Source organism: Pedobacter sp. BG31, assembly GCF_042464845.1.
GTDB classification, from domain to species: Bacteria; Bacteroidota; Bacteroidia; order Sphingobacteriales; family Sphingobacteriaceae; genus Pedobacter; species Pedobacter suwonensis.
In genome coordinates this window covers 1-15,324 of record NZ_JBHNZK010000008.1, presented here as the reverse complement: position 1 = coordinate 15,324, position 15,324 = coordinate 1, and the positions used below count along the sequence as shown (strand labels likewise).

General features: G+C 40.8%; 8 protein-coding genes and 1 pseudogene. 7 read left to right on the top strand and 2 right to left on the bottom strand.

From position 1 onward, the window contains the following. Positions 1-237 precede the first annotated feature (237 nt). The 5 genes from ACFE6N_RS11670 to ACFE6N_RS11650 all read left to right on the top strand — a co-directional run bounded on the left by ACFE6N_RS11670 (position 238) and on the right by ACFE6N_RS11650 (position 8,121). A complete protein-coding gene (locus tag ACFE6N_RS11670; RefSeq protein ID WP_378936594.1) occupies positions 238-3,420 on the top strand; it encodes a SusC/RagA family TonB-linked outer membrane protein in 3,183 nt (1,060 codons plus the stop codon). A gap of 26 nt (positions 3,421-3,446) precedes the next feature. Continuing rightward, complete coding sequence (locus ACFE6N_RS11665; protein ID WP_090981826.1) at positions 3,447-5,411, top strand: RagB/SusD family nutrient uptake outer membrane protein; 1,965 nt, start codon at positions 3,447-3,449, stop codon at positions 5,409-5,411. A 33-nt stretch (positions 5,412-5,444) separates the two neighbouring features. Then, on the top strand, positions 5,445-6,647 hold the full coding sequence (locus ACFE6N_RS11660; protein WP_378936592.1) for a DUF4959 domain-containing protein: 1,203 nt from the start codon (positions 5,445-5,447) through the stop codon (positions 6,645-6,647). Positions 6,648-6,718: 71 nt separating this feature from the next. Continuing rightward, a complete protein-coding gene (locus ACFE6N_RS11655) occupies positions 6,719-7,408 on the top strand; it encodes a DUF4998 domain-containing protein (protein WP_378936590.1) in 690 nt (229 codons plus the stop codon). A 413-nt stretch (positions 7,409-7,821) separates the two neighbouring features. Continuing rightward, the gene (locus ACFE6N_RS11650) at positions 7,822-8,121 is read left to right on the top strand and encodes a hypothetical protein (protein ID WP_090981639.1); all 300 of its coding nucleotides are present in this window, start codon (positions 7,822-7,824) and stop codon (positions 8,119-8,121) included. A gap of 296 nt (positions 8,122-8,417) precedes the next feature. On the opposite strand, the gene galB is transcribed toward ACFE6N_RS11650, so the two are convergent. Beyond that, positions 8,418-10,883 (bottom strand): beta-galactosidase GalB, encoded by a 2,466-nt coding sequence (gene galB, locus ACFE6N_RS11645; RefSeq protein WP_378936588.1) that lies wholly within the window; start codon positions 10,881-10,883, stop codon positions 8,418-8,420. A gap of 312 nt (positions 10,884-11,195) precedes the next feature. On the opposite strand from galB, the gene ACFE6N_RS11640 reads away from it, so the two are divergent. Continuing rightward, entirely contained in the window at positions 11,196-13,868 is a 2,673-nt protein-coding gene (locus ACFE6N_RS11640; protein ID WP_378936586.1) for a glycoside hydrolase family 78 protein, read from the top strand. Positions 13,869-14,027: 159 nt separating this feature from the next. After that, the gene (locus ACFE6N_RS11635; RefSeq protein WP_378936584.1) at positions 14,028-14,519 is read left to right on the top strand and encodes an SGNH/GDSL hydrolase family protein; all 492 of its coding nucleotides are present in this window, start codon (positions 14,028-14,030) and stop codon (positions 14,517-14,519) included. Positions 14,520-15,059: 540 nt separating this feature from the next. On the opposite strand, the pseudogene ACFE6N_RS11630 reads toward ACFE6N_RS11635, so the two are convergent. Further along, positions 15,060-15,324, bottom strand: a pseudogene (locus tag ACFE6N_RS11630) (hypothetical protein); the annotation flags it as partial.

Below are 15,324 nucleotides of genomic sequence, written 5' to 3'. Positions count from 1 at the left end.
TACTGTTATTGTATCAACAGGCGGCATACAATAGATAAAATCTTTGTACAAGCCAGCCCTGTAACCAGATAAAAAATAAAACAGCACTAACCAAACAAACCGGGCATCCAGAGCTATCGGTTTGATCCTATAAACCAATTCTAAACTGATAAAAGCCTATGCATGAAAAGACAATAGTATAATACCCCTATTCCCGAATGATTCCGATCATTAATTATTAACTCCAAATAGAACTATATGAATAACCAAACTTTACAAAAAAAAATTATTCCCAAAATCCTTTTACTGTTTCTACTGATGGTACCATGTATCAGCTTTGCGCAAAACAACGAGATTATCGTTACCGGAAAGGTCAGTTCTGATACTACAACAATTGTTGGCGTTACCGTACAACTAAAAAATTCTAAAAAAATAGTTTCTACAAATGCTGAAGGAAAATACTCCATAAAAGTACCTTCAGATGGTATTCTTGTTTTCAGTTATACAGGTTACGAAAAGCAGGAAGTCCCGATCAACGGACGTCCGATGGTTAACGTGATGCTAAAATCAAGTGAAAATACGCTGAACCAGGTAGTGATTACCGGTTTTGGTGGTTCACAAAAAAAGGCAAGCGCCATCAGTTCAATTACAACAGTAAATGTGAAAGAACTGAAAGGGCCAACCGGAAACCTAACGAATACCCTGGCCGGCAGAATACCCGGGATGATTTCTTTTCAGAGAAGTGGTGAACCCGGTTTAGGTACCGATAACTCCGCATTCTTTATACGCGGCCTTTCTACGTTTGGCTCAGGCAAACAGGATCCTTTGATCTTAATTGATGGAGTTGAATCCTCAACTACCGATCTTGCCCGCCTCCAGCCTGATGATATTTCAGATTTTTCGGTACTGAAAGATGCCGCTGCGGCGGCCGTATACGGTGCCAGGGGAGCCAACGGGGTTGTACTGGTAAACACCAAAATGGGTAAAGAGGGTGCAACACAGTTTTTTTTCCGTGCTGAAAACCGCATGTCGAGTAATACAGAAAATTTCAAGTTAGCAGACAACATTACCTATATGCGCTTGGCTAATGAGGCATTGCTTACCCGATCGCCCCTGGCTAAGCCTACTTACAGCGAAAGTAAAATTAACCATACCATTGCAGGAGACGACCCTTACCTCTATCCAAATAACGACTGGATGGGACAGATGATCAAAAAGAGAACGCTAAACCAAAGTTACAACCTGAATATCAGTGGTGGTAATGCACGTACCAAGTATTATATTTCAGGCACCTATAACCAAGACAATGGTGTATTAAAGGTAGACCCTATCAATAACTTTAACAGCAACATTAAATTGGCAAACTATTCTATCCGTTCTAACATCAGCCTTAACCTTACCAGCACCACACAATTTAATATCCGCATGTATGGTCAGTTTGATGACTATAACGGGCCGATCGGCGGAGGTCAATTATCATTTAACAATGTACTTTGGGCCAATCCGGTGATGTTTCCTGCCCTTTATCCCAAATCAAAGCTACCATATTCAGACCATCCCTTATTTGGCTCGGGCCGTATTGTAGAGGCAGGCAGTCCAACCTCAACGCTTTACGTAAACCCTTACGCAGAGATGGTGAAAGGATATAACGTATACAAAACATCCAATATACAGCCACAGCTTGAACTCCAGCAAAACCTAAATGCCATTACCCCGGGGCTAAATTTCCGAACAATGGCTTATCTGAGACGATATTCTTTCTATTCGGCCGACCGGAGTTATAATCCGTTTTACTACGAAGCCATTGTAGACCCCACAACGCTTGATTATAGTCTAAATGTACTGAACAGCGGAACCGGCGTAACTGCCGGGACACCGGGGACAGAATACCTTGGCTTCCAGCAGACCGGGAAAAAGCTGGATTCGCGTTTTTGGCTTGAAGGTGCACTAACTTACAACCGGACCTTTAAAAAACATGCGGTAAGTGGCTCTTTAATATCTTTTATGTCTAATTATGAGGCAGCTGACGCCAACGATCTGACCGCATCTTTGCCACAGCGAAATCAAGGTATTTCAGGTCGTTTCTCTTATGGCTTTGATGATCGGTATCTGGCAGAATTTAACTTTGGTTACAATGGTTCAGAACGTTTTGCAAAAAATAACCGGTTCGGCTTTTTCCCTTCTGCAGGTATAGGTTACCGCATTTCTAACGAAAAGTTTTTTAAACCGTTAAGAAGTGTAATTGATCAGCTTAAATTCAGGGCTACCTACGGATTAGTGGGAAATGATCAGATCGGCAACATTGGCGACCGTTTTTTCTACCTCTCTAATGTCAACTTAAATGATGGTGGCTATGGCGCATCATTTGGAACCGGAGACGGAATTCCCTTTTATTCCCGTCCGGGCGTTTCCATTTCCAGATATGCCAATAATAACATTACCTGGGAGGTAAGCAGATCTTTAAATATTGGTATGGATTTAACTGCATTTAAAGATCTTAACTTAACCGTAGAGGTATATAAACAGTTTCGTTCACAAATCTTACAACCAAAATCGAGTGTAGAATCCGCTGCCGGCTTTGAAGCTTTGCCTTTTGCCAACTTTGGGAAGGCCGAAACCCAGGGTGTAGACTTCACAATGTCCTACCAACGTTCTTTTAGCGGTGGTGCGTGGGTAAATGTACGTGGAAACTTTACTTATGCAACCAGTAAATTAAAGGTAAGTGATGAAATCCAGTATGCCCCTAACATTGCTTATTTATCAAGGGTTAACCACTCCCTTTCGCAAAGCTGGGGTTTAATAGCCGAAAGATTGTTTGCAGATGAGAAAGAGGTAGCCAATTCCCCGCTTCAATATGGAGATAATACGCTGCGTGGGGGAGATATAAAATATAAGGATGTGAATAAGGATGGGATCATCAATGATGATGACATGGTGCCCATCGGTTATCCGCAACAGCCTGAAATTATCTATGGATTTGGAGTATCAAGCGGATTCAAACGCTTCGATCTGAGTTTCTTTTTTCAGGGTTCTGCCAGGTCTTCATTTTTTATCAGTCCTGATAATACGCAGCCATTTTTCATGAATGGTGGTTTTCAAAATAATTTGCTGCAAGCTATAGCTGATAATCACTGGTCAGAAGATAAGCAAAATATGTATGCTTTCTGGCCAAGATTAAGTACCAACCGGATTTATTCCAACAACAGGCCTTCAACATGGTGGATGCGCAATGGTAACTTTCTTCGTCTAAAAAGCGTTGATCTGGGATACAATATTCCTGAAATCAAATCGCTGAGGTTAAGAAGTACGAGAGTATACTTTTCTGCAACCAACCTGTTCGTCTTCAGCAAATTTAAAATGTGGGACGTGGAAATGGGTGGCAACGGACTAGGATACCCAGTTCAGGCTGTCTACAGCATTGGCGCACAATTCAACCTTTAATAACAAGACACTTTCATATGTATAAAATGAAAAAATCATTAAACCAGAATAAGCATACCGGTATAATCTACCGGGCTACATTGCTTATGAGCATTGTAATTGCCATTACATCCTGCAAAAAGTACCTTGACGTAGTACCTGATAACGTTTCTACTATTGATAATGCATTTAAATTAAGACTGGAAGCGGAGAAATATTTATTTACGCTTTATTCCTATCTGCCTAAAAATGGCGATGGCTGGTATAACCCGGGTATGACAGCTGCAGATGAAATCTGGTACCCTCAGGATGACCAGGCGCAATGGCATGCTGCTTTCAGAATTGCGGAAGGACAACAAAACAGGGCAGCACCTTATTTTAACGATTGGACTGGCGCGAATAAAGGTCAGAATGTAACAACAAAGCCAATATGGGGAGGAATAAGGAATTGTAATGTTTTTCTGGAAAACATGGCAGACCAAACTAAAGTGCCTGACATTACACCAGCTGAACGCTCCCGTTGGATTGGAGAAGCACTGTTCCTAAAGGCTTTTTATCACTATTACATGCTACGCATGTATGGACCTATCCCACTGATTAATACAAATGTACCTGTTGATGCCGACCTTGCAGGAGCTTATGTGAAACGTAAACCCATAGATGAATGCGTGAGTACCATATCCAACTGGTTTGATGAAGCGGCAAAGCTACTCCCAGACCGTATTCAGGATGAAAACACACAAATGGGAAGGGTAACCAAACCTATCGCATTGGCCATGAAGGCAAAGCTATTGATCATGTCAGCAAGTCCATTATTTAACGGAAACAGCGATTTTGCGAACTTCAGGGATAAAGATGGTAACATTTTATTCAATCCAAGTTATGATCCTCAAAAATGGATAATAGCCCGCGATGCTGTGAAAGCCGCTATTGATGCCGCTACCAATAGTGGCTTTGGACTTTACAACTACACCAATGATGGATTAGGGCTAAGTGATACCACTAAAACACAACTTAGCATACGTAATGCCATTACCAAAAAATACGGTGTAGAATGTGTATGGGGGAATGCACAATCCTATTTTGTGAACGAATGGTTATGTATGCCACCTACCGAAGATAATGGTGTAAATGGTAGAGGGCCTGGCTCAGGTGTTTGGGCGCCGCCAATCAAGATCGCAAAACTATTTTACACTTCAAATGGAGTACCCATAGAAGAAGACAAAACTTTAGATTTCACCAAATACAGTCAATTGAGAACAGCCACAGACAAAGAACGGTTTTACATCAAAAATGGTTTTACAACCGCCCGTCTTAATTTCGACAGGGAGCCACGTTTTTATGCGGACCTGGGATTTGACGGATCCATCTGGTACATGAAAGACGGTAATGACAGAGGCAATGATGAAAATAATTTTTATGTAAAAGCAAAAAACGGAGATAAGGCGGGCTTTGGTAACGATTTCAGAAATTGGAGCGAAACCGGTTATTTTATTAAGAAACTGGTTAACTGGGAATCTACCACTAACAACAATTCGGTTGTTTGGCGACAATTCCCATGGCCGGAAGTTAGGATGGCCGATCTTTATTTGCTCTATGCTGAAGCAGAAAATGAGGTAAATGGCGGCTCAAGCGTGGCCATTCAATATTTGGACAGAGTAAGAACACGTGCAGGACTAAAAGGCATTGTAGAATCCTGGACGGCATATTCAAATAATCCTAGAAAATATTCCACTAAAGAAGGCCTTCGCGCCATCATCCACAGAGAGCGCACAATAGAGATGATGTTCGAAGGGCAGCGTTTCTGGGACCTGCGCCGCTGGAAAGAAGCACCAGAAGAGCTTCAAAAAGACATCACCGGGTGGAATATCATTGGTAAAACCGATGCTACATATTATCAGGAACGCTTCATCTTCAGTCAGCGTTTTATCGCGCCAAGAGATTATTTCTGGCCGATTGGTGACTATGATACCCGACGAAACACCAATCTGGTTGAGAACCCAGGCTGGTAATATGAAGAACATGAATAGGTAAATATATTTTATATGAAAAGTAAACTAAAAATTCTGGCATTAATAGCCTGTTCCATCATTCTTTTAGCTTCATGTAAGAAAGGAGAAGAACTGAACACTAATGAACCGGTTGACAATGATCCGACTGCTCCTGCTCAGGTGAGCAACATAAGCGTAGTTAACCAGAACGGAAAAGCAACGATCACTTATACTGTACCTAAAGATCCTAGGTTGCTGATCGTAAAAGCTGTGTACAACTTGTCGTCAGGCAAACAATATGAAGCGCAGACTTCATATTACAACAACTCACTGGAGGTTGCCGGCTTTGCCGATACTGACGAACATGAGGTAAAAGTATATTCTGTCAGCCGTTCAGGCGTATTATCGGAACCCATTATCGTAAAGGTAAAGCCCTTAACTGCACCGATCTGGCAAGCATTTAAAAGTTTAAAAGTACGAGACGCTGCCGGCGGTTACGATATAATGGCATCTAACCCATCAAAAGGGAATATAAACATCATGGTCATCGGCAAAAATATATATAACGAATACGTTGTGGATTATGATAAAAGTATTTTTACCAATTTAGACAGTGTCTATTCCAAAATTAGGGGTTTAGATACCAATGTTCACCGGTTTGGTTTTTTTGTTCAGGACAGGTGGGGGAATAAAACCGATACGATCTATAAGGACATTAAACCAATCTTCGAAGTACAGCTACAAAAATCCAGATTTCAGGAGTACAAGCTTCCGGGAGATCCGCCAATGTGGGGAGCGGTAAGTAAAGCCTGGGATGGCAGATATGGCTGGGAGGCATGTTTTACACAGCAGATAGCTGGTGGTAACGGACCCCATACGGTAACCTTTAGTTTGGGTGTATCAGCAAAACTGAGCCGGATCTGGATGCGTCCTTATGCAGAGGTTAACCCACTAAGGTATTACTACCTACAAGCCATGCGCCGCTTTGAAATTTATGGTTCAGACAATCCTAACCCCAATGGCAGTCTCGATCAAAGTTGGGTTCTCTTAGGATCTTATACCATTACCAAGCCATCAGGTCTTCCTTATGGAGTTGAAAATGATTTGGATAAACAAACTGCTGAAGCAGGTTTTGATTTGCCATGTGATCTTTCGGCGCCAAAAGTAAGGTATCTACGGGTACGTTGCCTTGAGAACTGGGTAGGTGGAACAGGTTTGAATATTGACGAACTAACCGTGTATGGTGATACCCGATGAAAATCAGCAACACACGGTTCTGATTTCAGCACCGTGTGCCAGATATAAAATGGGAACAAAAATATTATAAAATGGAAAAAAGAAAATTAATAATGATCATAACCATAGCAATCATTAGCATGGCGATGGTTTCCTGCTCCAAATGGGATGATTTTAAAAAATATACCGCTGACGGAGAAACGATTTATAGTGGCAAGGTCGATTCTTTAAAAATACTACCGGGAAGACTTCGTGTTAAACTAACAGGTTTGTTATCAGCAGATGCTAAAATAGAAAAGATCAAAATCACCTGGAATGATAAAAAAGATTCTTTAATTTTTGATATAGCAAAAATAGGAAGACCTGAAGCCATAGAGAAAATTTTTAGTGTGGATGAAGGTGTGAAGAATTTTAATGTGCAGACGTTTGACGCCAGTGGTAACGCTTCATTAATCGTTAGCGCGACCGGGACAGTATATGGGCCAAAATATGAAAGTAATCTTTTTAACCGCCCTATTCTTAATGCAGAACTGCTGGATAATGGCAGTGCCAAGATTGATTGGGATACCTTCGATACTTCGACAGGCGCAAAGGGGACATGGATCACCTATACTACAACAGCCGAAAAACGAACTACCGTATTTTCAGAAATTGGCGAAAATTCTCTTACCCTATTAAATTACAAACCCAATACAACCTTCAGCTACAAAACGATGTATTTGCCGGTTCCAGCGGTTATAGACAGCCTATATTCAGCCGTGGATACAAAACTGGTCCGGTAAAAAGCAGATAAAATAAACGGGCTCTAAATAGCGTCCTCTCAACCGCAATGGGGAAATCTTCAAACTTTGTTAAAGATTTCTCCCATTTGCGATGCCTCAGTCGATGATACATGGTTTTGAATCTTTAGTTGATAGCTGATGTGCCACTATTTAAACTTGTTGTTACCTTTATTCGAAGATATGCCCGATTAACCGGCTAGGTTAACTATTACTCCTTTTCTCAAGCTACGGACAGGGTTCTATCCGGCACCGCTTGTCTATTGCTCATAACGTTTGGGTTTCAATTTGGATCAACCATATCTCCATAAAAAGCCTTAGTTGTGGCACAAACAGCTTTCTACAGTATGTTATTTTTGCTAAATTCAACCAAAAATTTGGCTAAGCGCCATTTTTCTCTAATTTTAAAAAGATACATGACAAAAAACGTTTTCGCTGTAATGCTATTGGTGACCATATTCGGTTGTAAAAAACCTGGTGATGATGACATTACTGCTTACCGTTGGAAGCGAGATTTGTACCGGGCGCGGGTTCATAGCGAGGGGCCTGCGGTATTTTATTCAAAAGACCCGAATGTTTCCGGGAATCAAGACGCCATCTTTTTAAGCTCAAGTTTTGTGATCTTAACGGAACACCGCAAAAATATACAGCAAGACAGTATCTATAATGCCAGTGGAAGAACACAGATTTACAAGTATGAGAAAGTTGACGACTAATTTTCCGTAATATTTATAGGCTTAGCAAAAAAGCTTTACCCTAAATAAAATTACCATCCTTAAGGATGATAATTTTATAAAATCAATATAAAATGACAGATTTTTTGCCAAATGGTGGGCTGCAACGGTCATTCTTGCGAGAAGCCTTTCGGCAGATAGCTTGTCCCGACCTTTCGCAGAAGCAATATTTATAGCAAGGATCATTAGCTTGCTTCGTCATTCCTGCTTATAATGACGACTTTTCTACGGTGTCTGTCAATGACAGCATGTCAAAAGGCCTCCTTCAATATTAAATGTTATCTGGTCTCAATCGGCAGTACTGCAGCCTTTAAACCTTTAGCAGAAACACTTAGATTTAATTTCCCAGCTTGTTCTGTTGATTGAACGGTGATGACCAGTTTACCTTTAAAGGCCTTCATTTTCGGCAGGTGGAACAATTCCAAACTGGTCGGATCGCCATTGGCCACGGCTTTATATGTTCCTTGTCCGGTAACTTTAAAATTAAGGCTATTTTCAGCATCAGGACATACGGTACCGTTGGCATCTACCACGCTTGCGGTAATATAAGCCAGATCTTTCCCATCTGCCATCAAGGTCTTACGATCTGATTCTAATACAATATGGTGCGGTTTGCCTGCCGTTTTAACGGTTTGTTCGGCAACGGGCTTGCCATTACCATCATAGGCAACTACCTTTATTTCTCCGGGTTCGTATTTCACATTGTTCCACATTAGCCGGTACCTGCTGGTACTGGTCGCTTTATTCTTGCTTTGCCTGCCCTGGCTCTTATTATTGATAAACAATTCTGCCGATGGATAATTGGTATACACAAACACTGGTGTTACCTTTCCCTCACGGCCAGGAAAAGTCCAGTGTGGCACAATATGCAGCGTCGGTTTATCAGGATTCCATTTGCTTCGGTAAAGATAAAAACGATCTTTAGGGATACCTGCCAGATCGATAATTCCAAAATAAGAGCTGTGCGACGGCCATTTTTCATCATAAGGCGTAGGTTCGCCCAAATAATCAAAACCTGTCCAAACAAATTCGCCGATTACATATTTCAGTGAATCCTGCATCATAAATTCATCATCCGGAATCTGCGACCAGTTACAATATTCCAGATCGTATGATGAGCTTTGATTGTCATCGTACATTTTCATTTTCTGTGGCACAACCGGAAATTTATATACCCCTCTTGAGCTCACGGTAGAAGCCGTTTCAGAACCCAAAACCATTTCCTGTGGCAAGCGTTTGTACGCCTCCCCATACCAAAATGGCTTATAATTAAAGCCCGGGATATCTAATACTGCAGCAAAGTTGTTGTCCAGCGCATCTTTAATCCTGTCCATACCCGCTGTTACCGGTCGGGTTGGATCTTCACGGTGGCATATATCCTGTAAAAACTTCAAAATCTTGCCTCCTTCTTTAGTCGATTGATCGGGTACTTCGTTTCCGATACTCCACATCACTACAGAAGGATTGTTTCTGTTGGCATGGATCATATTTACGATATCTTTTTCGGCCCACTCATCAAAAAGATGGCTGTATCCATTTGAAACCTTAGGTGCTTTCCATTCATCAAAAGATTCAACCATGAGCATAAATCCCATTTCATCACATAACTTTACCAATTCTGGCGCCGGCATGTTATGTGAGGTCCTGATCGCATCGCATCCCATATCTTTCAATAATACGAGCTGCCTGCGCAAGGCAGAAACATTAATAGCAGCACCGAGTGGACCTAAATCGTGGTGGTTGCAAACGCCTTTAAATTTGCGATAAACACCGTTTAGCGAGAATCCTTTTTCCGCCTCGTATTTAATGGAACGGATACCAAACATAGTGGTGTATTCATCTTTTAAGCTGTTTCCGGCATATAGTTTTGTTACGGCTGCATATAGATTTGGTGTTTCCGGCGACCATAATTCAGGGTTTCTAACCACTAAATCCTGCTCAAACTCATTCAAATCTTCTGTTGTTAATTTCTTCGTCGCTGTTGCTACCGTTTCACCTTTTGCATTTACGATGGTGGTTTGCAGGCTCAAACCATTATAGTTTCCACTTAATGAATTAACCTGGGTCCGTATTTTTACCCGGGCAAAATCTTTGTTGATTACCGGCGTGGTAATATAAGTGCCCCAAACCGGAATACTTACCTCGTCTGTAATGATAACATGCACATTGCGATAGAGACCTGCACCCGGATACCAGCGGGAGGCTTCCGGCAAATTCTCCAGACTGATGGCGAGTACGTTTTTGCCAACCCTCATTTTGTCGGTTATATCAATTGAAAAAGAATTATAGCCATATGCCCAGTGCCCGACAGCCTCCCCATTTAAAAATACTTTTGGATAGCTCATGGCGCCATCAATTAATATTACTGCTTTTTTGCCTTTTGTAAAAGCGGGAGCAACAAACGTATTGCGGTACCAGGCTTTGCCAACAAAAGGCAAGCCACCCGTTCTTCCTGTTTTTAATGATGCCGTTTGCTCGCCATTTTGTACAATCTGTACATTCTGACTGTCATTATTCCCATCAAAAGGACCTCTTATGGCCCAATCATGTGGAATACGTACCGTTTCCCATTTGCTGTCATCAAAAGCGGGATTTACAGATTCAGGAAAATCACCCTTGCTAAATTTCCAGTTTTTTTCCAGCAGGTATTCTGTCCTGCCCTGTCCTTGAACTGTTCCACAAAATAGTGCAGCTAATAATAAAATGGATAAACCCCTGTATAACGATATTTTAATTGCATTCATCCTCAAATCTAAATGTTAAAACAGTGCTCAACAACTTAGGGAATGAACAGGTTAAAATAAGCCAACAAATGGTTTAATTTTAACTGGTTTACTTGCAAAAGCTGGGCCCATTTCAGATACTCATCATTAAAATTTTACAGTAAGCGAAATGTTAAATAGACCTTGGTTTGAGCTATAATTAGCGATATTGAGCAGCAAAAAGCATAAGCAAACAGTTAAGGACAGTTGAACCGCTAATTTTAATTATTTTGGACACGGACAAATAGCAAACTATTTTATCCCGATGTTATTTTTTATTTCCCAACACGTAATATGAGCGTAATCAAACCAAATTTATTAAACTACTTCTTACCCTTTATACTGCTGTTTTCAGGCGCTCAGTCGGCAAAGGCAAATGGAATCATCAAGTTAAAATGCGAGTATTTAATTAATCCGATTGGCGTTGATAACCCTAATCCCCGGTTATCATGGCTAATGGACGACAGCCGTAAAGGTGCATTACAAAAGGCTTATCGGATTATTGTCGGTACAGATTCATTACAGCTTAAAGGTAACGTGAATATACAGTGGGATACAGAAAAAGTAAATTCAAGTAATAGTTTAATTACCTATAAGGGCAGGGCGTTAATGCCGTTTACCAAATATTTCTGGAAAGTAGATGTTTTGGATCAGCATGATAAGCTCATCTCATCAAAAATCGCAAGTTTTGAAATGGGGATGATGGGTGCTGAAAATTGGAAAGGAACCTGGGTTAGCGATGGAAACGATATAAATACCCGTCCGGCACCATATTTTAGAAATGTTTTCGAATCTGCAAGGCAGGTAAAATCTGCGCGGGCCTACATTGTAGCAGCAGGCTTGTATGAACTCTATCTCAATGGCAAAAAGGTTGGCAATCATCGCCTGGACCCTATGTACACGCGTTTCGACAGAAGAAATTTATACGTTACCTACGATGTAACATCCAACATCCGGCAAGGCAAAAACGCCATTGGTGTTATTTTGGGAAACGGTTGGTATAACCACCAGGCCATGGCGGTTTGGAATTTTGATCAGGCACCCTGGCGGGCCAGGCCTGCATTTTGTTTTGATTTAAGAATTACCTATACTGATGGTACAACCGAAACCATAACTTCCGGGAGTACATGGAAAACCAGTTTAGGGCCAATCACTTCTACTAATATTTATACTGCCGAACATTATGACGCAAGGTTGGAGCAAGAAGGCTGGAATAAAGTTGATTTCGATGATACAAAATGGCATGGAATCAACCTGAGGGCAGCCCCTTCAAAAAATATTGTTGCCCAAACCATGCATCCCATCCGTAATGTGGAGGAAATAAAAGCCAAAAGCCTGTATAAGTTTAGTGATACCCTTTACCTCTACGATTTGGGGAGGAACATTGCTGGCGTAAGTAAGATAAGGGTTTCAGGTAAAAAAGGAACGGTAATTAAACTTAAACATGCAGAACGCTTATCTGCAAACGGCCGGGCAGATTTATCCAACATTGATGTTTACTATCGTCCGAAAGATGATACCGATCCCTTCCAAACCGATATTTTTATACTAAATGGAAATGGCGAAGAAGAATTTATGCCTTTGTTTAACTATAAAGGGTTTCAATACGTAGAAATTGCGTCAAGTGAGCCGATTAGGTTAGAAAAAAAGAACTTGGTGGCTTATTTTATGCATAGCGATGTCCCCGCTATTGGGAAAATAGCATCATCAAATCCACTGATTGATAAAATTTGGTGGGCAACAAATAATTCCTATTTATCGAATTTATTTGGCCTCCCAACAGATTGCCCACAAAGGGAAAAAAACGGATGGACCGGAGATGGACACTTCGCTGTAGAAACAGGCCTGTATAATTTCGATGCTTTAACTGTTTACGAAAAATGGTTAGGTGATCACCGTGATGAACAACAACCAAATGGCGTTTTGCCAGATATTATCCCAACCAGCGGATGGGGCTATGGTACAGCTAATGGAACCGACTGGACCAGCACAATTGCCATCATTCCGTGGAATATTTATATGTTTTACGGTGACACAAAAGCATTGGCCGATAATTATAGCAACATCAAACAATATGTTGATTATGTAAACAGCATTAGCAAAGATGGTTTGACAACTTTTGGCAGAGGAGATTGGGTTCCTGTAAAATCTACTTCAAATTTAGAATATACCTCATCCATTTATTTTTATGTTGATGCTGATATATTAGCTAAAACCGCTAATTTATTTGATAAGCAAAATGACTATCTGTTTTATAGTGCTTTAGCCAAAAAAATCAAAAAGGCCATTAACAACAAGTATTTCGATGCGGAAAAGGTTAGCTATGGTTCAGGCGTGCAAACCGAGCTGAGCATGGCTTTGCAATGGAATATTGTAGAAGATCAATATCGGTTGAAGTTGGCAGAAAATCTCGCGAAACGAGTTGCTGCAGACGGCATGCATATTGACGTTGGAGTACTGGGTGCAAAAGCAGTTTTGAATGCCTTAAGCGATAACGGACAGGCCGAAACAGCGTACAAACTGGCTGCACAAGATACGTTTCCGGGTTGGGGCTGGTGGATTGCAAATGGTGCAACAACGCTTCACGAAAACTGGGATATAAAGGCCACAAGGGATATTTCTGACAACCACATGATGTTTGGCGAAATTGGCGGATGGTTTTTTAAAGGAATAGGAGGAATAAAAATTGATGAGCAGCAACCCGGTTTTAAAAACATTTTACTGCAACCCCACTTTGTAGCCGGCTTAACCCATTTTACAGCAAGCCACGAAAGTCCGTACGGCACCATTTTATCCTCATGGAAAAGATATGCGAAAGGCGTAAAATATGATGTAAAAATCCCTGCCAATGCAACTGCCAGGATAACTATTCCGGAAATAGCCGGGAAAAAAGTTTACCTAAACGGAAAAATAATTAACAATAAACTTGATATGCCTGCCGGCAGGTACGTTTTTGAAATCAGGTAATCAATAAAGCTCTTTATATTAGCGTCGGATAAAGTCCCGTTATGATAAGCTGGAATGACAAAGCAATGGTACCATGATCGTTCGGTTATCTTCGTGCCCTGCAATAATGATTCTTTAAGCGGTAGATTAGCCAGTTTGACACTTACAAATAGACCATCAATGAAAAAAATACTTTTTACACTTAGCCTCTTTTTCATTTCATTTTTATTTGATAGCAACAAGACTAATTGGGTTGCCATTGGCGATTCTATCACTTACCTGAACGATCACCTCGAAGAAACCGGGAACCGCGTGCATAAAGGTTATCTCAGCAGGGTAACGGATGAATTAAAATGGCTAAATTATATTAACAAGGGTTATAATGGTTGGACAGCAGGGGCAGTAGCCGAAAAGATTGAGCGCCTGAATATCCCTAAAGCTGAGGTTTATACCATATTTTTGGGAACCAACGACTGGTGGGCCGGCCGGCCGGTTGGGCAGATTGAAGATTATAAGTACAACAAAGGGAATGATACATTCTGTGGTTCAATGGCGATCATTATAAACAAAATCAAAAAATTAAGTCCTAATGCTGAAATCATAATCATCACGCCGATGCAACGCGCTGATTTTGTTTATATCGCAGATAAAAACAATAATGCTTATGGTTAGTATAAGCCAAAATCAGGACAACTGCTAAAAGATTTTGCCGATGCCGTAGTTAAAATCGGCGTGTGGAATAACTTTAAGGTAATCAATTTATATCGCGATAAAAAGCTCAAGCTGGAGAAACTCGTAAAATTTAAAAGACTAAGGATTCCAGGTTCAGATTCCTACAAAAATTATCAATTGGAGTCTTCGTTCAATATACCATTTAATGCCCAAAAGGATGATTATCCATATCCTCCAGAAGCGATTCAAATGACATACGACGGTCTGCATCCATCTGACAGCGGCAATCAGGTTATTGCCAACAGATTAATTAAGGTATTGCGGGCAATAAAACGATAAATATTATTGGAAAACCATTTCCGCGAATCATTTGGTAAAAAGACGACAAATCATCTGCGCAGACCATCGGGATAAATAATCATTGGGATGGTTAACATTTATGCGAGCTATCAGCTACCGCTGTAGTGAATCTGAAGGCACTGCGAGGTAAAAGCTCTTAAACTGTAATAGCCACTACTTAATCTTACAGTTGGTTAGTTTTTACTGATTGTCAGATTGAATTTGTGAGTATGTTTTTTGCTCTTCTGAGATCGTTAATTTATCTACTACTTTCTCTTGTTTATAGCTCTCAAATATATCCTCTTCCTTTAATTTTTCCAATAATTTCTCCTTAGCCAAAGGAATACTCAATTTAAGTGTTTCCATTGGAGTTTTTCCGAAGCAGTGTTTGCCACTATGTGTCCTTTCATTATTGTAGTAGTACATCCATTTATCAAGATCTGCCTGTAGCTCCTCTATCGTGCGA